14 protein-coding genes are annotated in these 20,126 nt (G+C 70.2%); 12 read left to right on the forward strand and 2 right to left on the reverse strand.

Going from position 1 to position 20,126, the window contains the following annotated elements; translation table 11 throughout:
- The first annotated feature begins 193 nt into the window (after positions 1-193).
- From V5F75_RS12740 to cysG, 12 genes are all read left to right on the forward strand, one after another.
- Entirely contained in the window at positions 194-1,621 is a 1,428-nt protein-coding gene (locus V5F75_RS12740) for a histidine kinase (RefSeq protein ID WP_394034622.1), read from the forward strand.
- Positions 1,618-2,262: a response regulator gene (locus V5F75_RS12745; protein ID WP_394034621.1), complete on the forward strand. Its 645-nt coding sequence runs from the start codon at positions 1,618-1,620 to the stop codon at positions 2,260-2,262. The genes V5F75_RS12740 and V5F75_RS12745 overlap by 4 nt, the downstream gene beginning before the upstream one ends.
- Before the next feature lie 185 nt (positions 2,263-2,447).
- Entirely contained in the window at positions 2,448-6,539 is a 4,092-nt protein-coding gene (locus tag V5F75_RS12750) for a bifunctional nitrate reductase/sulfite reductase flavoprotein subunit alpha (protein WP_394034620.1), read from the forward strand.
- 60 nt (positions 6,540-6,599) lie between these two features.
- The gene (locus tag V5F75_RS12755; RefSeq protein ID WP_394034619.1) at positions 6,600-7,190 is read left to right on the forward strand and encodes an ANTAR domain-containing response regulator; all 591 of its coding nucleotides are present in this window, start codon (positions 6,600-6,602) and stop codon (positions 7,188-7,190) included.
- Positions 7,191-7,192: 2 nt separating this feature from the next.
- Positions 7,193-8,443 (forward strand): CmpA/NrtA family ABC transporter substrate-binding protein, encoded by a 1,251-nt coding sequence (locus V5F75_RS12760; protein ID WP_394034618.1) that lies wholly within the window; start codon positions 7,193-7,195, stop codon positions 8,441-8,443.
- Between the two features lie 272 nt (positions 8,444-8,715).
- On the forward strand, positions 8,716-10,101 hold the full coding sequence (locus V5F75_RS12765) for a CmpA/NrtA family ABC transporter substrate-binding protein (protein WP_394034617.1): 1,386 nt from the start codon (positions 8,716-8,718) through the stop codon (positions 10,099-10,101).
- Between the two features lie 26 nt (positions 10,102-10,127).
- Entirely contained in the window at positions 10,128-11,210 is a 1,083-nt protein-coding gene (locus V5F75_RS12770; protein WP_394034616.1) for an ABC transporter permease, read from the forward strand.
- Between the two features lie 10 nt (positions 11,211-11,220).
- The gene (locus V5F75_RS12775) at positions 11,221-13,008 is read left to right on the forward strand and encodes an ABC transporter ATP-binding protein (RefSeq protein WP_394034615.1); all 1,788 of its coding nucleotides are present in this window, start codon (positions 11,221-11,223) and stop codon (positions 13,006-13,008) included.
- A gap of 18 nt (positions 13,009-13,026) precedes the next feature.
- A complete protein-coding gene (locus V5F75_RS12780) occupies positions 13,027-13,440 on the forward strand; it encodes a globin family protein (RefSeq protein ID WP_394034614.1) in 414 nt (137 codons plus the stop codon).
- A gap of 19 nt (positions 13,441-13,459) precedes the next feature.
- Complete coding sequence (nirB, locus tag V5F75_RS12785) at positions 13,460-15,904, forward strand: nitrite reductase large subunit NirB (RefSeq protein ID WP_394034613.1); 2,445 nt, start codon at positions 13,460-13,462, stop codon at positions 15,902-15,904.
- Between the two features lie 19 nt (positions 15,905-15,923).
- Positions 15,924-16,265: a nitrite reductase small subunit NirD gene (gene nirD, locus V5F75_RS12790; RefSeq protein WP_394034710.1), complete on the forward strand. Its 342-nt coding sequence runs from the start codon at positions 15,924-15,926 to the stop codon at positions 16,263-16,265.
- A 10-nt stretch (positions 16,266-16,275) separates the two neighbouring features.
- The gene (gene cysG, locus V5F75_RS12795) at positions 16,276-17,721 is read left to right on the forward strand and encodes a siroheme synthase CysG (protein WP_394034612.1); all 1,446 of its coding nucleotides are present in this window, start codon (positions 16,276-16,278) and stop codon (positions 17,719-17,721) included.
- 121 nt (positions 17,722-17,842) lie between these two features.
- On the opposite strand, the gene V5F75_RS12800 is transcribed toward cysG, so the two are convergent.
- Together V5F75_RS12800 and V5F75_RS12805 are read right to left on the reverse strand one after the other, a co-directional pair.
- Positions 17,843-18,892 (reverse strand): aminotransferase class III-fold pyridoxal phosphate-dependent enzyme, encoded by a 1,050-nt coding sequence (locus V5F75_RS12800; RefSeq protein ID WP_394034611.1) that lies wholly within the window; start codon positions 18,890-18,892, stop codon positions 17,843-17,845.
- A 118-nt stretch (positions 18,893-19,010) separates the two neighbouring features.
- Entirely contained in the window at positions 19,011-20,096 is a 1,086-nt protein-coding gene (locus tag V5F75_RS12805; RefSeq protein WP_394034610.1) for a CobW family GTP-binding protein, read from the reverse strand.
- Between the last annotated feature and the right edge of the window lie 30 nt (positions 20,097-20,126).

Consider the following 20,126-nt stretch of genomic DNA (forward strand, 5'->3'; position numbering starts at 1 on the left):
GCGGAAAATTCCACGGTATGGCCTCGCCTTCCCAAGGGGGCGTTTCGTGCTGGATGCGCGGTCGGCAAGACGTATAATGTTGCCATGGAGAGGCGCGTCGTCCGCGTTTGAAAATAATAATAATATTCTCATCAGTTTTAACGCGGGAGGAGCATGTGGAGCATTTCATCTCCGTGGGGGGAGCGCGGTGAGCATGGCGGGGACGGCTCCCGTGTCCGCCGGTGTCGTCTCCGCGCCGGCGCGCCGGCGGGTGCTGACCTTACGCGCGCAGGTCCTCGGCACGGTGCTGGCCATCAATGCGGTGGCGGCGCTGGTGGCGGGCTGGGTGGTCGTGCTCAATGCCCGCGCGGCGGCGCGCAGCGAGATGGCGGCCTCCGTCGAGATGGCCGAGCAGATGGTGCGCGAGGCGGCCGAGCGCATGGTCGAGGACCCGCGCGCGCTGGATGCGGCGCTGCCCAGCCACCTTCGGCACCTGCGCCATGTGCGGCTGAGCGTTTCCGATGCCGGCGGGCGGGTGATCTCCGATGCGGAAGAGGCCCGTGCGCAGGTCGCCTCCGAAAAGGCGCCCGCGTGGTTCTCCCGGCTCGTCGGCGTGGAGGAGATGGCGCGCGACGTGCCGGTCACTCTCGGCGGCGCCACCGTCGCGCACGTGACGGTGGCCGGCGTGCCCGATGACGAAGTGGCGGAGGTCTGGAACGACGTGACGGATTTCGCGGCCGTGGCCGTGGGGGTGAACGCCGCCATCCTCGCCGCGCTGTTCGTGGCGCTGGGGCGGGTGCGGCACGAGCTGGGGCGCTTTCGCGTCGCGCTCGGTGATCTCGAGCAGGCGCGCTTCGGCCGGCCCCTGGTGCCGCCCCGCGTGCGCGAGCTGGCGGAGGTCGCACGGGGGGTGAACGCCCTGGCGGCGGCGCTCGATGCCGCCCGGCGGGAGAACGCCCGCCTCAGCGCCCGCCTCGTGGACCTGGAGGAGGAGGAGCGCCGCCGCATCGCCGGCGAGCTGCATGATGAGCTGGGGCCGCTGCTGTTCGGGCTGAAGGCGGGTTCCGATTCGCTCGCGCGCATGGCGGTCCAGGCTCCGCCCGCCCTGGCGCCACGGCTCGCCGAGCGGGCGGGCAGCCTCGTGGATATCGTGGCGCGGATGCAGGAGGCCAACAGGCGCCTGCTGCGGCATCTGCGTCCGCCGGCCCTGGGCTGCGTGCCGCTGGCGGATGTGCTGGAGAACCTCCTCGCCGACTTTCGCCGCCACGATCCGGAGCGCGCGTTCCTGCTGGAGGCGGGGCCCCTGCGCGCCGGCTACGGCGCCGCGGTGGAGGCCACCCTCTATCGCTGCGCCCAGGAGGGCGTGACCAACGCCCTGCGGCACGGCGAGGCCCGCAGCGTGCGGCTTGCCCTGGCGGAGCGCACGGACGGGGCGGGGCGGGCGTGGCTGCGCCTTGATGTGCGGGACGACGGCGGGGGTCCGCCGCGCGGTGCTCCGGAGGGGCTGGGGCTGGCCGGTATGCGCGAGCGGGTGCGCGCGCTGGGCGGCTGGTGCGCCCTCACGGCCGGCTCGGAGGGCGGTGCCCGCCTCGCGGTGGAGGTGCCGCTCGACGCGCCTGCGGCGGATGGGATGAAATCATGACGAACGTGCTGTTGATCGACGACCATCCCATCGTCGCCCAGGGGTGCCGCTATATCCTGGAGGAGGCGGGGGTGTGCGAGCTGATGGCCGCGAGCACCGCGCTCGCCGGCTATCGCCTGTTCCGCCGCCGGCGGCCGGATGTGGTGATCGTGGACCTCGCGCTCAGCGGCAGCGGCCTCGCGGGGCTCTCGCTGGTGCGGCGGTTCCGTGCGCAGGCGGCGCGCACGCCGATCCTGGTCTTCTCCATGCACGCCGATCCCGTCATCGCCAGCCGGGCGCTGGAGGCGGGCGCCACCGGCTACCTGGTGAAGGATACCTCCGCCGCTGACCTGCTGGAAGCCTTCGACAAGGTGCGCAGGGGGCAGCCCTACATCAGCCATGCCCTGGCGCTGGAGGTGGCGATGATGAGCGCCCGCGCCCGCCCCGGCACCATGGCCGATCTTACCCCGCGCGAGCTGCAGGCGCTGGCGCTGCTGGCGGAGGGCAAGGCCTATGGCCAGATCGCGGACGAGCTGGGGGTGAGCTACAAGACCGTGGCCAACACCTGCTCGCAGCTCAAGGCCAAGCTGGGCGCCGGCACCCTCGCGGAGCTGATCCACCGCGCCATCCGCTACGTCTCCGCCGCGCCCGCCGGGCGGTAGGTTGCGCGCGGCGGGGCTTGCGTTCGCGTGCCGCTTCCGTTTTATTGATGTCATCAGAGACATCGCCGCCGGGCCTCGCGTTGGGGACCGGTAGCAGGGGGACACGATCCCCAGTGGCAAAGCCGCCACCTGCGCTTCCGCAATCCGGGAGCGTCGGTGGCGGCTTTTTTCGTTTTGGGGCAGGCATGAGCGGCGCGAGACAGGCGGCGGAGCAGGTGAGGAGCGTGTGCCCCTATTGCGGGGTCGGCTGCGGCATCGTGCTCGACGTGCGCGACGGCAAGGTGGTGAAGGTGAGCGGCGACAAGGCGCATCCGGTCAATGCCGGGCGCCTGTGCACCAAGGGCTCCACCTGCGCCGAGCCGCTCGGCAAGGGCCGCCTCAGCGGCGCCTTCGTGCGGGCCGCGCGGGGGGCGGAGCAGCTTCCCCTGCCGCTGGACGAGGCCATCGCCCACACCGCCGGCCGGCTCCGGGACATCATCCACCGCGAGGGGCCGGATGCCTTCGCCTTCTACATCTCGGGCCAGATGTCCATCGAGGCGCAGTATCTCGCCAACAAGCTGGCCAAGGGCTTCATCCGCACGCGCCACATCGAATCGAACTCGCGCCTGTGCATGGCGAGCGCCGGCAGCGGCTACAAGCTTTCCCTCGGCTCCGACGCGCCGCCCGGCTCCTATGACGATCTCGACGCCGCCGACCTGTTCCTCGTCATCGGCGCCAACATGGCCGATTGCCACCCCATCCTGTTCCTGCGGATGATGGACCGGGTGAAGGCGGGCGCGCGCCTCATCGTGGTGGACCCGCGCCGCACCGCCACCGCGGAGAAGGCGGACCTCTTCCTGCGGGTCCGGCCCGGCACCGATCTCGCCTTCCTCAACGGGCTGCTGCACCTGCTGGCGGCGGAAGGCGGCCTCGATCGGGATTTCATCGCCCGCCACACCTCCGGCTGGGCGGAGGTGGAGGCTCAGCTTCCGGATTACGCGCCGCAGGCCGTGGCCGCGCTCACCGGCATCGCGGAGGAGGACCTGCGCGCGGCCGCCCGGATGATCGGCGCGGCGAAGGCCTTCACCACCTGCTGGACCATGGGCCTCAACCAGAGCAGCCACGGCACCGCCAACACCACCGCCATCTGCAATTTGCACCTCGCCACCGGGCAGATCTGCCGGCCCGGCGCCGGGCCCTTCTCCCTCACCGGCCAGCCCAATGCCATGGGCGGGCGGGAGATGGGCTACATGGGGCCGGGTCTGCCCGGCCAACGCAGCGTGGCGAGCGGCGCCGACCGCGCCTTCACCGAAGCCCGCTGGGGCCTTCCCGCCGGCACCATCCGCCCCGAGGCGGCCACCGGCACCCTCGCCATGTTCGAGGAGATGAAGGCGGGGCGCATCAAGGCGTGCTGGATCATCTGCACCAATCCGGTGGCCTCGGTGGCGAACCGCCAGGTGGTGATCGACGCGCTGAAGACCGCCGAGCTGGTCATCGTGCAGGATGCCTTCCTCGACACGGAAACCGCGCTCTATGCGGATGTGCTGCTGCCCGGCGCGCTGTGGGCGGAGGCGGACGGCGTGCTCGTCAATTCGGAACGCACCCTCACGCTCGCCGCCGGCGCGGTGGCGCCCCCCGGCGCGGCGCGGGCGGACTGGCGGCTCATCGCCGACGTGGCCCGCGCCATGGGCCACGACGAGGCTTTCACCTATGCCGATGCGGCCGAGGTGTTCGCGGAGATCGCGGGCTTCTCCAATCGCGCCACCGGCTATGACCTGCGGGGCGCGAGCCATGCCCGCCTGCGCGCCGGGCCGCTGCAATGGCCGCTCGCGCCCGAGGGGACGGCGCGCAACCCCATCCGCTACCTGAACGACGGCCGCCACATGCCCCTGCGCGTGGCGGCCGACGGCACCACGCCGGCGCTGCGCTTCGCGACCCCGGACGGGCGGGCGCGATTCGCGCCTTCGCCCCACGCGCCCCCGGCCGAGAGGCCGGACGCGGACTTTCCGCTGGTGCTCAACACCGGCCGCGTGCAGCACCAGTGGCACACCCTCACCAAGACCGGGAAGGTGCCGGCCCTCAACAAGCTCAATCCGGGGCCGTTCCTGGAGCTGCACCCCGAGCGGGCGAAGCGGCTCGGCATCAAGGAGGGGGATCGGGTCGAGGTGCGCTCGCGGCGCGGGCGGGCGGTGCTGCCGGCGCGGCTCAGTGACCGGGTGGCGGAGGATGCCTGCTTCGCGCCCTTCCATTGGAACGACGTGTTCGGCGACGGCCTCGCCATCAACGCGGTGACGAGCGATGCCGTCGATCCCCTGTCCCACCAGCCGGAACTGAAGATCGCCGCGGTGGCCCTTTCACGGGTGGGCCCCGCGCCGGAACGGGAGGCCATCGCGATGGCGCGCGCACCCCATGCACCTGATGCCCCGCGCGTGCCGGCGCCAGCCGCCGCGCCGTCTTCCGCCATCGCGGCCTGCGCCGAGATGCTGGGCGTGGCGCCGAGCCTGGACCTGACGCTCACGCCCGAGGAACAGCTCTACCTGAAGGGGCTGCTCAGCGGGTTGATGGCACAGCCGGTGGCGGAAGGGCGCGAGGTGCCGGTGCTTCCGCCCTCGGCGCCGGTGGGCGATGCCACGCGGCTGGTGGTGAACGGCCTCTTCGCCGGCCTGTTCTCCCGCATGCCCGCGGGCGCGGCGGCGGATGCGCCCGTCATCGTCGCCTTCGCCTCGCAGACCGGCCGGGCGGAGGCGGAGGCGGGCGCCCTCGCCGGGGCGCTGCGCGAGGCCGGGCTCGGCGTGCGGCTCGCTGCCATGGATGAGCTGGGGCCGGAGGACCTGCCGCGCGCCGGCGCCGCCTTGTTCGTGGCGAGCACCTTCGGCGACGGCGACCCGCCCGACAACGGCGGCGCCTTCTGGGCGCGGCTCAGCGGGCCGGAAGCACCCCCGCTTCAGGATCTGCGCTTCGGCGTGCTGGCCTTCGGCGACAGCACCTATGCGCAGTTCTGCGGCTTCGGCCGCAAGCTCGACGCGCGCCTCGCGGAGCTGGGCGGCCAGCGCCTTCTGGAGCGCGCCGATTGCGAGCCGGACGGGGAGGACGCGGTGGCCGAATGGCGGCGCAGCGCGGCGCGCATGCTCCGCGCCGGCCCCTCCGCCGAGGTCTCGCCCGCCGAGGTCTCGCCCGTGCCGAAGCCGTCGCCGGTCCAGGGTCCGCGTCAGGCGCGGCCGGCGCGGATCATCCGCAACCGCCTGCTCAACGCGCCGGGCAGCGGCAAGGAGGTGCGCCAGATCGGCCTCGCCATCGGCACCCTCGCCTACGAGGCCGGTGACGCGCTGGGCGTCTTGCCGCGCAACGATCCCGCCCTCGCGGCCGAGATCATGGCGCTGCTCTCCCTTTCCCCCGATGCCCCCGTGAGCCTCGGCGCCCTGGGCGAGATGCCGCTTCGCGAGGCGCTGGAGCGCCACTGCGAGATCGCCCGGCCCCATGGGGACGTGCTGCGCTGGTGGGCCGGCCTCGCGGGAGACGACGAGCTTGCCGGACGGCTCGCCGGGGAGCGGGCGGAGCTGGAGCGCTGGCTGTGGGGGCGGCAGCTCGCGGATATCCTGCGCCGCGCGCCGCGGGCGGTGGCGGCGGGGGAGCTCGCAGCCGTGCTCAAGCGCCTCAGGCCACGGCTCTATTCCATCGCATCGAGCCCGCTGGCCGCGCCGGGTGAGGTGGACCTCACCGTTTCCACCGTCCGCTATGCCTGCGACGGGCGGCGACGCGCGGGGGTGGCCTCCGCGTTCCTGGCCGACCGGGCGGAGGAGGCGGAGGTGTTCATCCAGCGCTCCGCCCATTTCCGGGTGCCCGAGGCGGGGGAGACGCCCATCGTCATGATCGGCCCCGGAACCGGCATCGCCCCCTTCCGCGCCTTCCTTCAGCAGCGCGCGCTCACCGGCGCGCGGGGACGCAACTGGCTGTTCTTCGGCGAGCAGCGCGCCGCCGGCGATTTCTACTACCGGGAGGAGCTGGAGGGGTGGCTGAAGGGCGGCCACCTGACCCGTCTCGACACCGCCTTCTCCCGTGACCAGCCGGAGAAGATCTATGTGCAGCATCGCATGCGCGCGGCCGGCGCCGAGCTGTGGCGGTGGCTGGAGGAGGGGGCCCATGTCTATGTCTGCGGCGACGCCGCGCGCATGGCGAAGGACGTGGAGGGGGCGCTCGTGGACATCATCGCCGCCCACGGCGGGCTGGGCGCGGAGGCGGCGCGGGACTATGTTGCGCGCATGGGCGCGGCGAGGCGTTATGTCCGGGACGTGTATTGATGAGGGTGCAGGGGGCGTGCCGGCGTGGTACCGCGTGCGAAGCGCGGGCATGAATGCGTGATGCGCGACGCCGATCTTTCCATTCTCGTCATCGATGAAAATGCCATTCGCGCGCAGATCATCGAGGAGGGCCTGCGCGCGGCCGGGCACAGCCGCGTCAGCGTGGTGCGGGAGATCCAGGGCGTGGCGCGCACCATCGAGCGCGTGGCGCCGGATGTGATCGTCATCGACCTCGAAAACCCCAACCGGGACATGCTGGAAAGCATGTTCCTGCTCTCGCGCTCGGTGCGCCGGCCCATCGCCATGTTCGTGGATCGCTCCGACAGGGCCGCCATCGAGGCGGCGGTGGAGGCGGGCGTCTCCGCTTATGTGGTGGACGGGCTGAAGCAGGAGCGGGTGAAGCCCATCCTCGACATGGCCATCAGCCGCTTCAACGCCTTCTCGCGCATGGCGCGGGAGCTGGAGGAGGCGCGCACCGAGCTGGAGAATCGCAAGACGCTGGACCGCGCCAAGGCCATCCTTATGAAATCGCGCGGGCTTTCGGAAGAGGCGGCCTACAAGCTGCTGCGCACCACCGCCATGAACCAGAACCGCAAGATCGCCGACATCGCCCAGAGCCTCGTCATGGCGGCTGGACTGCTGGAGGGCTAGCCATGTCCGAGGATGCCGACATCCGGGTGGGCTTCGTGCCCCTGCTCGACAGCGCCATCGTGGTGAGCGCGGTGGCTAAGGGCTTCATCCGCGAGGAGGGCCTCGTGGTGACGCTCACCCGCGAGCCCTCCTGGAGCAGCATCCGCGACCGGCTCGCGGTGGGGGCGCTCGATGCCGCGCACATCCTCGCGCCCATGCCCATCGCCGCCAACCTCGGCCTGTTCCCGCTCTCGCCCTCCCTTATCGCCCCCATCGCCATGGGCCTCGGCGGCAATGCGGTGACGGTTTCCAACGCGGTGGCGCGGGAGATGGAGGAGGCCGGGGCGGACGAGACGCTCGATGCGGGCATCGCCGGCCGCGCCCTGCGCCGGGTGGTGGCCGCGCGGCGCGGGCGGGGGCTGCCGGCGCTCCGGTTCGGCGTGGTCTATTCCTTCTCCGGGCACAATTTCGAGCTCCGGTTCTGGCTCGCCGCCTGCGGCATCGATCCGGACCGGGACGTGGAAATCGTGGTGCTGCCGCCGCCGCAGATGCCGGCGGCCCTGGCGCGGGGCGAGATCGACGGCTTCTGCGCCGGCGAGCCCTGGAACACGGCTGCGGTGCGCTGGGGCGCGGGGCATCTCGCCACCGTGAAGGCCAGGATCTGGCGGTCCAGCCCGGAAAAGGTGCTCGGCGTCTCGCGCCCGTGGGCGGATGAGAACCCCGCGGCGCTGGATGCCTTCCTGCGCGCGCTCTACCGCGCCGCTTTGTGGTGCGCGGACAGGGGCAACCATGTCGAGCTCGCCCGCATCCTCGCCGCGCCGCGCTTCCTGGACGTGGACCCCGCGCTGCTGCTCACGGGCCTCAGCGGGGCGATGGAGGTGGCGCCCGGCCGCATCGTGCAGGTGGACGACTTCTTCCTCACGGCCGCCAAGGCCGCCACCTTCCCCTGGCAGAGCCACGCGCTGTGGTTCTACAGCCAGATGGTGCGCTGGGGGCTGTGCAGCCATTCTCCTCACAACGCCTTGATCGCGCGCGATTCCTACCGCCCCGATCTCTACCGGCGGGCGCTGCGCGGGCTCGGCGCGCCGCTGCCCGGCGCGAATCTCAAGGTGGAGGGCGCCCTTCTGGCGCCGACCCCCGTGGGGGCCGCCAATTCCAGCCTCGTGCTGGGGCCGGACGGCTTCTTCGACGGGCACATCTTCGACCCCGACCATATCGACGACTACATCCGCGCGCAGATGGCCGCGCGGGTGCCTGACATGACCGAAGACTGAGCGTGGCCTGTTCAATTTTAGGGCAATGGCGCCAAATGTGAAGCAAATGGCGCGCCGCAACAGAATGGTTGTTGCGGACTTAGAATAAGCATGGTTCTGTAGCTCATCCCAATATTCGGCACCCAACGACGGGTGCCCTGGCAAAGCCGCCAAGCCGTTCCTGTCCCTTCCGGGGCCTGGAGACGGTTTCGCGGCTTTTTTGCTTTTCGCCCCCGCAAGCGCGGGCCTCCGTCTCCACCGGGCACTGTCCCCGAACTTCGAGATTGGCACACATGACCGATGCCGTGACGAAGCGCTTCTTCCTTCTCTCCTCGCTGGCGCTTGCGGTGGGGCTTTGCGCGCCCGCCTTCGCCGGCCCACTGCCGGTGGAGAAGGACGAGCTGAAGCTGGGCTTCATCAAGCTCACCGACATGGCGCCGCTGGCCATCGCCAAGGAGAAGGGCTTCTTCGAGGACGAGGGGCTCTACGTGACCCTGGAGCCGCAGGCGAACTGGAAGGTGCTGCTCGACCGCGTCATCACCGGCGAACTCGACGGCGCCCACATGCTGGCCGGCCAGCCGCTCGCCGCCACCATCGGCTTCGGCACGAAGGCCGACATCGTCACGCCCTTCTCCATGGATCTGAACGGCAACGCCATCACCGTCTCCAACGCGGTGTGGGCGGAGATGAAGCCGAAGATCCCCACGGGGCCGGACGGCAAGCCGCAGCATCCCGTCAAGGCCGATGCGCTGAAGCCGGTGGTGGAGCGCTACAAGGCCGAGGGCAAGCCCTTCAACCTGGGCATGGTGTTCCCGGTTTCCACCCACAATTACGAGTTGCGCTACTGGCTCGCCGCCGGCGGCATCAACCCCGGCTATTACTCGCCGACCGATGTCTCGGGCCAGATCAAGGCCGACGCGCTCCTCTCCGTGACCCCGCCGCCGCAGATGCCGGCGACGCTGGAGGCAGGCACTATCGTCGGCTATTGCGTGGGCGAGCCCTGGAACCAGGCGGCGGTGTTCAAGGGCATCGGCGTGCCGGTGGTGACCGATTACGAGATCTGGAAGAACAATCCGGAGAAGGTGTTCGGCCTCACCAAGGAATTCACGCAGAAATACCCGAACACCACCCTCGCCCTCACCAAGGCGCTGATCCGCGCCGCGCGGTGGCTGGATGAGAACAACGACGCCAATCGCGCCGAGGCGGTGAAGATCCTTGCGAAGGCCGAATACGTGGGCGCGGATGCCAAGGTCATCGCCAACTCCATGACCGGAACCTTCGAATACGAGAAGGGCGACAAGCGCCCGGCGCCGGATTTCAACGTCTTCTTCCGTTACAACGCGACCTATCCCTTTTATTCCGATGCGGTCTGGTATCTCACCCAGATGCGCCGCTGGGGCCAGATCCCCGAGCAGAAGTCCGACGCCTGGTATGCCCAGACCGCAAAGGACGTCTACAAGCCCGACATCTACATGAAGGCGGCCGCGCTCCTCATCGAGGAAGGCAAGGCAAAGAAGGACGAGTTCCCCTTCGGCACCGACGGCTACAAGCCCGCCACCTCCGACTTCATCGACGGCGTCACCTACGACGGCAAGACCCCCAATGCCTACATCGACGCCCTCCCCATCGGCCTGAAGGGCAGCCAGAAGGTCGAGGGCAACCAGGTCACCGGCGGCTGAGCGCGTTCAAGGCGAGGACCCTTCCCATGTCCGATATTTCCCGAACCCTCGATGGCGAGGCCTCAAGGGCCGCGCGCCGGGAGAAGGCCTTCCAGGCCATCAACCGCGCCGCCTCCTGGCTCAATGTGCTGGGCCTCGGCTTCGTGGTCCCGCTCCTGAAGATCGCCGCCGGAGACAACGTCTCCGAGCAACTCGGCGAGCTGAAGCGGGTGCTGCTGGTGCCGCTCGCGGGCATCCTGGTGTTCCTCGCCATCTGGGCGGTCCTGGCGCCCAGGGTGCAGACCTCGCTCGGCGCCATCCCCGGCCCCATGGCGGTGGTGGAGCAGGCCGGCGTGCTGTTCGCCGACCACGCCGCCGAGCGCCAGAAGGCCGCGGATTTCTATGCCCGCCAGGAGGCCCGCAACGCCGCCCTGGTGGCCCAGGGCAAGGCCGACCAGGTGAAGGTGCGCGCCTATACCGGCAAGCCCACCTATGTGGACCAGATCTTCACCTCCCTGTTCACGGTGGGGCTGGGCTTTCTCATCGGCACGCTCATCGCGGTGCCCGTGGGCATTGCCTCCGGCCTTTCGAAGACCTTCAACGGCGCCATCAATCCGCTGATCCAGATCTTCAAGCCGGTGTCGCCGCTGGCGTGGCTGCCCATCGTCACCATGGTGGTCTCGGCGGTGTACCTGAACCCCGCCGACTGGCTGCCGAAATCCATGGTGATCTCGGCGGTGACGGTGACGCTGTGCTCACTGTGGCCCACCATCATCAACACCGCGCTCGGCGTCGCTTCCATCGACAAGGACCTGGTGAACGTCGGCAAGGTGCTGCAGCTCTCCACCTTCACCACCATCCGCAAGCTGGTGCTGCCCTCGGCCCTGCCGCTCATCTTCACGGGGCTGCGGCTCTCCCTGGGCGTGGGCTGGATGGTGCTGATCGCGGCCGAGATGCTGGCCCAGAACCCCGGCCTCGGAAAGTTCGTGTGGGACGAGTTCCAGAACGGGTCGTCCTCCTCCCTGGCGCGCATCATGGTGGCGGTGTTCACCATCGGCATCATCGGCTTCGCGCTCGACCGGCTGATGTTTGCGCTCCAGTCCGCCTTCACCTTCACCACGAACCGCTGAGGGAGGGGACATGAACGCGCTCTCCCCGCGCTCCGGCGCGCCCATCCTGGAGGCCCGCGGCGTCGCCAAGGGCTTCGGGACGGGCGACGCCTGCAACCCGGTGCTGGCGGGCATCGACCTTCAGGTGCACGAGGGCGAGTTCATCGCCATCGTCGGCTTCTCCGGCTCCGGCAAGTCCACCCTCATCTCCCTGCTGAGCGGCCTTGCCGCGCCGGATGCGGGCGAGGTGCGCTTCAAGGGCGCGCCCGTCACCGGGCCCGCGCCGGAGCGCGGCGTGGTGTTCCAGAACTACGCGCTCATGCCCTGGCTCTCGGTGGAGGCCAATGTCGCGCTCGCCGTGGAGGCGGTGCACAAGGCCCTGACGAAGGCCGAGCGGCGCGAGATCGTCTCCGCCTACATCGACATGGTGGGCCTGTCCCACGCGAAGGAGCGCAAGCCGGCGGAGCTTTCCGGCGGCATGCGCCAGCGGGTGTCGGTGGCGCGGGCGCTCGCCATGCGGCCGGATGTGCTGCTGCTCGACGAGCCGCTCTCGGCGCTGGACGCGCTCACCCGCGCCAAGCTGCAGGACGAGTTCGCGGCCATCTGCGAGCGGGAGAAGAAGACCATCGTCCTCGTCACCAACGACGTGGACGAAGCCATCCTGCTGGCGGATCGCATCCTGCCGCTCACCCCCGGCCCCGAGGCGAGCCTGGGCCGTTCCTTCACGGTGGACCTGCCCCGGCCGCGCGAGCGCGGCGCCATGAATTCGGACCCGGCCTTCATCCGCATCCGCGCGGAGGTGACGGAATATCTGCTCGACCTCGGCGCCCGGCGCGGCGTGGACGCGCACCGCGAGATCACCCTGCCCAAGGTGGTGCCCATCACCCAGAAGCCGCAGGCGGAAAAGCTGCCGGCGGCCTATGCCAAGCGCGCTCATTCGCCCATCGAGCGGCGCTATGTCGAGTTCTCCGAGGTGCGCAAGGTCTATCCCACGCCCAAGGGGCCGCTGACCGTGGTGGACGGCTTCGACCTGAAGATCAACAAGGGCGAGTTCATCTCCATCATCGGCCATTCCGGCTGCGGCAAGTCCACCGTCCTGTCCATGGCGGCGGGGCTCAATGCCATCTCGTCCGGCGGTATCGTGCTGGACGGGCGCGAGATCTCCGGCGCGGGGCCGGACCGGGCGGTGGTGTTCCAGGCGCCCTCCCTCATGCCGTGGCTCACGGCGCGGGAGAACGTGGCCCTGGGCGTGGACAAGGTCTACCCCGAGGCCAGCGCGGCCGAGCGGCGCGACATCGTGGAATACTATCTCCAGCGCGTCGGCCTCGGCGACGCCATGCACCGGCTCGCCGCCGACCTTTCGAACGGCATGCGGCAGCGGGTGGGCATCGCCCGCGCCTTCGCCCTCTCGCCCAAGCTGCTGCTGCTGGACGAGCCCTTCGGCATGCTGGACAGCCTCACCCGCTGGGAGCTGCAGGAAGTGCTGATGGAGGTGTGGGCGCGCACCAAGGTCACCGCCATCTGCGTCACCCACGATGTGGACGAGGCCATCCTGCTGGCCGACCGGGTGGTGATGATGTCGAACGGGCCGAACGCGCGGATCGGCAACATCATGGCGGTGGACCTGCCGCGCCCCCGTAGCCGCAAGGCCCTGCTGTCCCACCCCGATTACTACGCCTATCGCGAGGAGCTGCTCGACTTCCTCGAAGCCTATGAGGGCGGCGCGGACCCGGCGCCGGAGCAGCTCCAGGCCATCCAGAACAAGAGGGCGGCGCGCATGGCGCGCCAGTCCGCGCCCCGGGCCGGGGCGGTGGGCTGACATGAGCGGAGCATAGCGATGAATACGGAGCAGATAGAGCTGGTGCGCGCCTCCTTCGCGAAGGTGGCGCCCATCAAGGATGCGGCGGCGGGCCTGTTCTACGGCCGCCTGTTCGAGACCGCGCCGGAGGTGAAGCCCCTCTTCAAGGGCGACATGACCGAGCAGGGCCGGAAGCTGATGGCCACCCTCGCGGTGGTGGTCAACGGCCTCGCGAACCTCGACGCCATCCTGCCGGCGGTGAAGGCGCTGGCGGTGAAGCACGTCGACTACGGGGTCATTCCCGAGGATTACGCGAAGGTCGGGGCGGCCCTGCTGTGGACCCTGGAGCAGGGCCTCGGCGCCGATTTCACCCCGGACGTCCGCGACGCCTGGGCGAGCGCCTACGCCACCCTTTCCGATGCCATGATCCAGGCCGCCCACCAGCCCGCCTGAGGACCCGAAGGACACAGCCGTGACCCAGAAGCTCGTCATCGTCGGCAACGGCATGGCCCCCGGCAGGATGCTGGAGGCGCTGCTCGAAAAGGCCCCCGGCCTCTACGACATCACCATTTTCAACGCCGAGCCGCGCGTCAATTACGACCGCATCATGCTCTCGCCGGTCCTATCCGGCGAGAAGGCCTACGAGGACATCATCATCCACGACGATGCCTGGTACGCCTACCACGGCATCACCCTGCACAAGGGCGCGCGGGTGACCGGCATCGACCGCGCGGCGAAGACGGTGACCGCCGCCAACGGCATCACCGCCGCCTACGACAAGCTGGTAATCGCCACCGGCTCCACGCCCGTCATCATTCCCGTGCCGGGCGCGGACCTGCCGGGCGTCGTCGCCTATCGCGATCTCGACGACGTCTCGCGCATGCTGGAGGCCGCGAAGCGCGGTGGCCGGGCGGTGGTCATCGGCGGCGGCCTGCTGGGGCTGGAGGCCGCCTACGGCCTGAAGCGGCAGGGCATGGAGGTGAGCGTGCTCCACCTCATGCCGACCCTCATGGAACGCCAGCTCGACCCCGCCGCCGCCTATCTGCTGGAGAAGGCGCTCGCCGCGCGCGACATTTCCATCCTCACCAAGGCCAACACCGGGGCCATTCTCGGCACCGGGAAGGTGGAGGGCGTGGCGCTGGAGGACGGGCGCGTGCTGCCCGCCGACCTCGTGGTGATGGCGGTGGGCATCCGCCCCTCGGCCCGGCTCGCGAAGGAGGCCGGGCTCACGGTGAATCGCGGCGTCGTGGTGGACGACGGCATGCGCACGTCCGACCCCTCCATCTACGCCGTCGGCGAGTGCGTGGAGCATCGCGGCCAATGCTACGGCCTCGTGGCGCCGCTCTACGAGAGCGCCAAGGTGCTGGCGGATCGCCTTTCCGGCGGGCAGGGCGAGTACCAGGGCTCGGTGACCTCCACCAAGCTCAAGGTGACGGGCGTGCACCTCTTCTCCGCGGGCGATTTCGCGGAGGGGCCGGAGCGCGAGGAGATCGTGCTGCGCGACGCGGCGGCGGGGGTCTACAAGCGCCTCGTGCTGCAGGAAAATCGCATCGTCGGCGCGGTGATGTACGGCGATGTCGCCGACGGCCCCTGGTATTTCGACATGCTGAAGCGCGGCGCCGACGTGTCGGACCTGCGCGACACTCTCATCTACGGCCAGGCGTTCCAGGGTGCGGGCGCCAGTGCTGCGCCGGGTGCCGCCGTGGCGGCGCTTGCCGCCGACGCGGAAATCTGCGGCTGCAACGGCATCTCCAAGGGCCGGATCGTCTCCGCCATCCGGGAGAAGGGTCTCACGACCCTCGCGGAGGTGCGCGCCCACACCAAGGCGTCTGCCTCCTGCGGCTCCTGCACCGGGCTTGTCGAGCAGCTCATGGCGCTGACCCTGGGCGATGCCTTTAGCCCGGCGGCGGTGGAGGCGGTGTGCGGCTGCACGGACCTCGGCCATGACGATGTGCGCCGCCTCATCCGCGCCAAGGGGCTGAAATCCATCCCGGCGGTGATGCAGGAGCTGGAGTGGAAGACCTCCTGCGGCTGCGCCAAGTGCCGTCCCGCGCTCAACTACTACCTCGTATGCGAATACCCGGACGAATACGCGGACGACTACCAGTCCCGCTTCGTCAACGAGCGCCTGCATGCCAACATCCAGAAGGACGGCACCTATTCGGTGGTGCCGCGCATGTGGGGCGGGGTCACCTCGGCGGATGAGCTGCGGGCCATCGCGGATGTCGTCGACAAGTTCGCCATCCCCATGGTGAAGGTCACGGGCGGCCAGCGCATCGACCTTCTCGGTGTGCAGAAGGAAGACCTGCCGGCGGTGTGGGGCGACCTCGGCAAGGCGGGCTTCGTCTCCGGCCAGGCCTACGCCAAGGGGCTGCGCACGGTGAAGACCTGCGTCGGTTCCGAATGGTGCCGCTTCGGCACCCAGGATTCCACCGGGCTCGGCATCCGCATCGAGAAGTTCATGTGGGGCTCCTGGACCCCGGCCAAGGTGAAGCTCGCCGTTTCCGGCTGCCCGCGCAATTGCGCGGAGAGCACCTGCAAGGACATCGGCATCATCTGCGTGGATTCCGGCTACGAGATCCATTTCGCCGGCGCGGCGGGCCTGGAGATCAAGGGCACCGAGATCCTCGGAACCGTGAAGACCGAGGACGAGGCGCTGGAGCATGTGGTGGCCCTCGCCCAGATGTATCGCGAGCAGGCCCGTTACCTCGAGCGCATCTACAAATGGGCGAAGCGGGTGGGATACGACGAGATCCGCGCCCAGATCCTGAACGACGCGGAGAAGCGCGCGGGATACTTCGAGCGCTTCGTCTTCTCCCAGAAGTTCGCCCAGGTGGACCCCTGGTCGGAGCGGGTTTCCGGCAAGGACAAGCACGAGTTCAAGCCCATGGCGGTCATCGCCGAGGCGGCGGAGTGAGGGGCGCGGGATGACCGACATGAACTGGATCGCCATCGGCCACATCGACGACATCCCGCGCCGGGGCGCGCGCTGCGTGACGACGCCCCTCGGCCGCGTCGCCGTGTTCCGCACGGCGGACGACGCGGTGTTCGCTTTGGAGGACCGCTGCCCCCACAAGGGCGGCCCGCTCTCGGTGGGCATCGTCCACGGCCATGCCGTGACCTGCCCGCTGCACAATTGGGTGCTCTCGCTGGAAACCGGCGCCGCCCAGGGGGCGGACGAGGGGCAGGTGCGCGCCTTCCCCCTGCGCAATGAGGACGGCGCCCTGTTCCTCTCCCTGGATGTCGTGCCGTCGGCGGCCAAGGTCGCGGCGGAATAGGGGGACCGTGATGGAAACCGCCACGCCGCGCCTCGATCGCATGCCCGCTCCGTCCCGTCCGCCGAGGGTGGAGCCGCTGGCCGTCCTCCCTGTCTTCCTGCCGCTGAAGGGCAGGCCGGTGCTGGTCGCCGGGGGCTCGGACGCCGCCGCCTGGAAGGCGGAGCTTCTGGAGGCGGCCGGCGCGCGCGTCGAGGTCCGCGCAACGTCGCCGGGGGAGGCGATGTCAGCGCTCCTGCTGGAAGGGCGGGCGGTTCACGTCGGCGCGTCCTGGCGGGAGGCGGACCTCGGCACGTTCGCGCTGGCGGTGGCCGATCTCGAAGGGGCCGAGGCGGAAGCCTTCGCCGCCGCCGCGCGCCGGGCCGGCGTGGCGGTGAACGTCATCGACAAGCCGGCGCTGTGCACCTTCCAGTTCGGCTCCATCGTGAACCGTTCTCCGGTGGTGGTGGGCATCTCCACGGATGGCGCGGCGCCGGTGCTGGGGCAGGCCATCCGGCGCAGGATCGAGACCCTTCTTCCCCGGCATCTGGCGGCCTGGGGGGCGTTGGCGGCGCGCATCCGCGGGCGGGTGGCATCGGCCCTTGCCCCGGGCGGATCGCGGCGGCGCTTCTGGGAGGCTTTCGCCGAGCGCGCCTTCGCCGCTCCCGGCGCGCCGGAGGACGAGGACTGGACGGCGGCTCTGCCGGCGCCTGAGGCAGGCTCCGTGACGCTGGTGGGCGCGGGGCCAGGCGATCCCGAATACCTCACCTTGAAGGGCATGCGCGCGCTGCAGTCGGCGGACGTGATCCTGTTCGATGACCTCGTCTCGCCCGAACTGCTGGAGCTGGCCCGCCGCGAGGCGCGGCGCATGCTGGTGGGCAAGCGCGGCGGCCGCGAGAGCTGCCGGCAGGAGGATATCAACGCGCTGATGCTGCGCTTCGCCCGCCAGGGCAAGCGCGTGGTGCGGCTCAAGGCGGGGGATCCTTCCGTGTTCGGCCGCTCGGGAGAAGAGATCGCCGCCCTGGAGGCCGCCGGCATTCCCGTGCGGGTGGTGCCGGGCATCACCACCGCGAGTGCCCTGGCGGCGGGGCTCAATACCTCGCTCACCCATCGCGATGCCGCCCAGGCGGTGCGTTTCGTCACCGGCCATTCGCGCAAGGGCGTGCTGCCGGAAACGATCGACTGGCGCGCGGCGGCCGATCCCGCCACCACCACCGTGTTCTACATGGGCGGACGCACCGCGCCCGACATCGCGGCCCGCCTGCTGGGCGAGGGCATGGCCCCGGCGACGCCCGTGGTGATCGCCGCCAATGTGAGCCGCCGCGACGAGCGGCGCTGGAGCGGCCCGCTTTCGGAGCTGGCGGCGGGCATGGCCGGCATCGGCCACGACGATCCGGTGGTCATCGGCATCGGCCGGGTGTTCGCGCGGGCGTGGGCCGACGCGGCCGGAGAGCCGGTTCCGGCGTTGGCGGTGGGCTGAGCGGTCTCCGGGCGGCCGTCAGAGCGTCTTCCGCTCGTATTGGCTCGCGGCAACTGCTCTAGATTATCGAGATCACGCATTTTCTTCACGCGAACCGGGATCCACTTCGCTTGAAAATGCTCTAGCCGGCTTCCCCCGCGATGCGGGCGAGGATGTCGGCCGCCGCGTCCAGCTCTGCCTCGCTCACGGTGAGGGCGGGGAACAGGCCGAGGACGTTGCCCATGGGACGGGTGAGAAGCCCGTGGGCCGCCGCGCGGGCGGCGAGCGCAGCGGTGTCGCCCGTGCAGACCAGCCCCTGCATCAGGCCGAGGCCAACCACGGCGGTGTAGACCGGCCGGTGGAGATAGGAGAGCTGGGTGAGGCGATCCTCCAGGGCCCAGGAGCGCCGCTGCACCGTCGCCTCGAAATCCGGCGCGAGCATCTGGTCGAGCCGCTGGTGGGCGATCTCCACCGCGGCCGGGTCCACGGCGGCGGGGGCGGGCGCGCCGCGCGCCACTTTGTCGGTGGCCAGCACCGCCGCGAGCGGCGTCGCTCCGGCAAGGCCCGCGCCCACGATCATCAGGTCGGGCGTCACGCCGCTCCACTCATAGGCCCAGCTCATACCGGTGCGTCCGAGGCCGCCCGCCGTCTCGTCGAAGGCGAAGACGATGCCGTAGCCGTCCGTCGCCTCGCGCAGCACGGCGATAAGGTCGCGCGGCGGCAGCTCCAGGGCGAGCGCCGTGCGCACGGGGGCGATCAATATGCCGGCGGTCTTCGGCGTGATGGCGCCCTCCACCTCCGCCGCGTCGTCGGTGGTGAGGATGTCGATGTGCGGGTCGCCGGCCAGACCCTCCGGAAGCGGGGCATGACGGGGCCCGGCGCAATAGAGGAGCCGCGTGCGCTTGGGACGGCCGATCGCCTGCTGGAAGCCGAGGATGGTCTGGAGGGCATGGCGCCCGGCGGCCGCCGCGTCCGGTAGCAGGTCGCCGCGATCGGCGAAGGAGACGGGCAGGAGCCGCGCGATCAGCGCCGCCCCGTCGCGCCCTTCCTGCGGCGCGGCCTCGGCGTCCTCGTCGCGGGCGAGGTCGTAGGGGCCGCTGAAGTCGAGGATGCGCGTAGGCGCCGCGGCGTCTTCCGGAACCGGAGGCTCGGGTGGCGGAACCTGCGCCGGGGCGAGGATGGGGTCGGGCATGCTGCGTCCTCCGGCCGCCGGCGGCTCTCGGGGGCGCGCCGGTAACCCAAGGTGCGCCGTGGCCCGGCCGACCGCAAGCGCGATCGGCCGGGGCGGACGATGGGCCGCGCCTACGCGCTCAGGCCTCGCAGGAGAGGAAGCCGTTGCGCAGCCATTCCTCATCGAGCTTGCGGCCGATGAAGACGATGCGGCTCACGCGCTTTTCGTCCGCCTTCCAGGGCCGCTGGTGGTCGCCGTCGAGAATCATGTGCACGCCCTGGAACACGAAGCGATCCGGGTCGTCCTTGAAGGAGAGGATGCCCTTGGAGCGCAGGATGTTGGGGCCTTCGGTCGCCACCAGCTGCTGCACCCAGGGGAAGAACCGCTCGGGGTTCAGCGGCTTCTCCGTGGAGAAGGACACCGACTGAATCTCGTTGTCGTGCACCGCGTGCAGGCCGTGGTGGTGGTGCTCGTGATCATGGCCGCAGCCGCAGTCGGGGCCGTGCTCATGGTCGTGGTGATGGTGCTCGTGCTCGTCTTCCTCCAGGAAGGCGGGCTCGATCTCCAGGATGCGGTCGAGGTCGAAGGCGCCCTGGTTCAGCACCTTGGCGATGTCGATCTGCGACTTCTGCGTGCGGTGGAGCTTGGCGTAGGGGTTGATGCCGCGGATGCGGGCTTCCACCTCGTTCAGCTCGGCCGGGCTCACGAGGTCGGTCTTGTTGAGGAGGATGACGTCCGCGAAGGCCACCTGGTTCTTGGCCTCGGGGGCGTCCTTCAGCCGGTCGGAGAGCCACTTGGCGTCGGCCACCGTCACCACGGCGTCGAGCCGGGTCTTGGCCTGCACTTCCTCGTCCACGAAGAAGGTCTGTGCCACGGGGGCGGGGTCGGCGAGGCCCGTGGTCTCGATGATGATGCCGTCGAAGTCGCCCTTGCGGCGCAGCAGGCCGTCGATGACGCGGATGAGATCGCCGCGCACGGTGCAGCACACGCATCCGTTGTTCATCTCGAATACTTCCTCGTCGGCGCCCACCACGAGGTCGTTGTCGATGCCGATCTCGCCGAACTCATTGACGATGACGGCAAACTTCTTCCCGTGCGGCTGCGAGAGGATGCGATTGAGCAGCGTGGTCTTGCCGGCGCCGAGGTAGCCGGTGAGGACGGTGACGGGGATCTTGTCGGCGGAAGTCTTGCCTTCGGAGGTCTTGTCGGACTGCGTGTCGGCCATGGGTCACACCTTGATGAACGCGCGCCCGGC

It is taken from the genome of Xanthobacter albus (assembly GCF_043194895.2).
Lineage (GTDB): Bacteria > Pseudomonadota > Alphaproteobacteria > Rhizobiales > Xanthobacteraceae > Xanthobacter.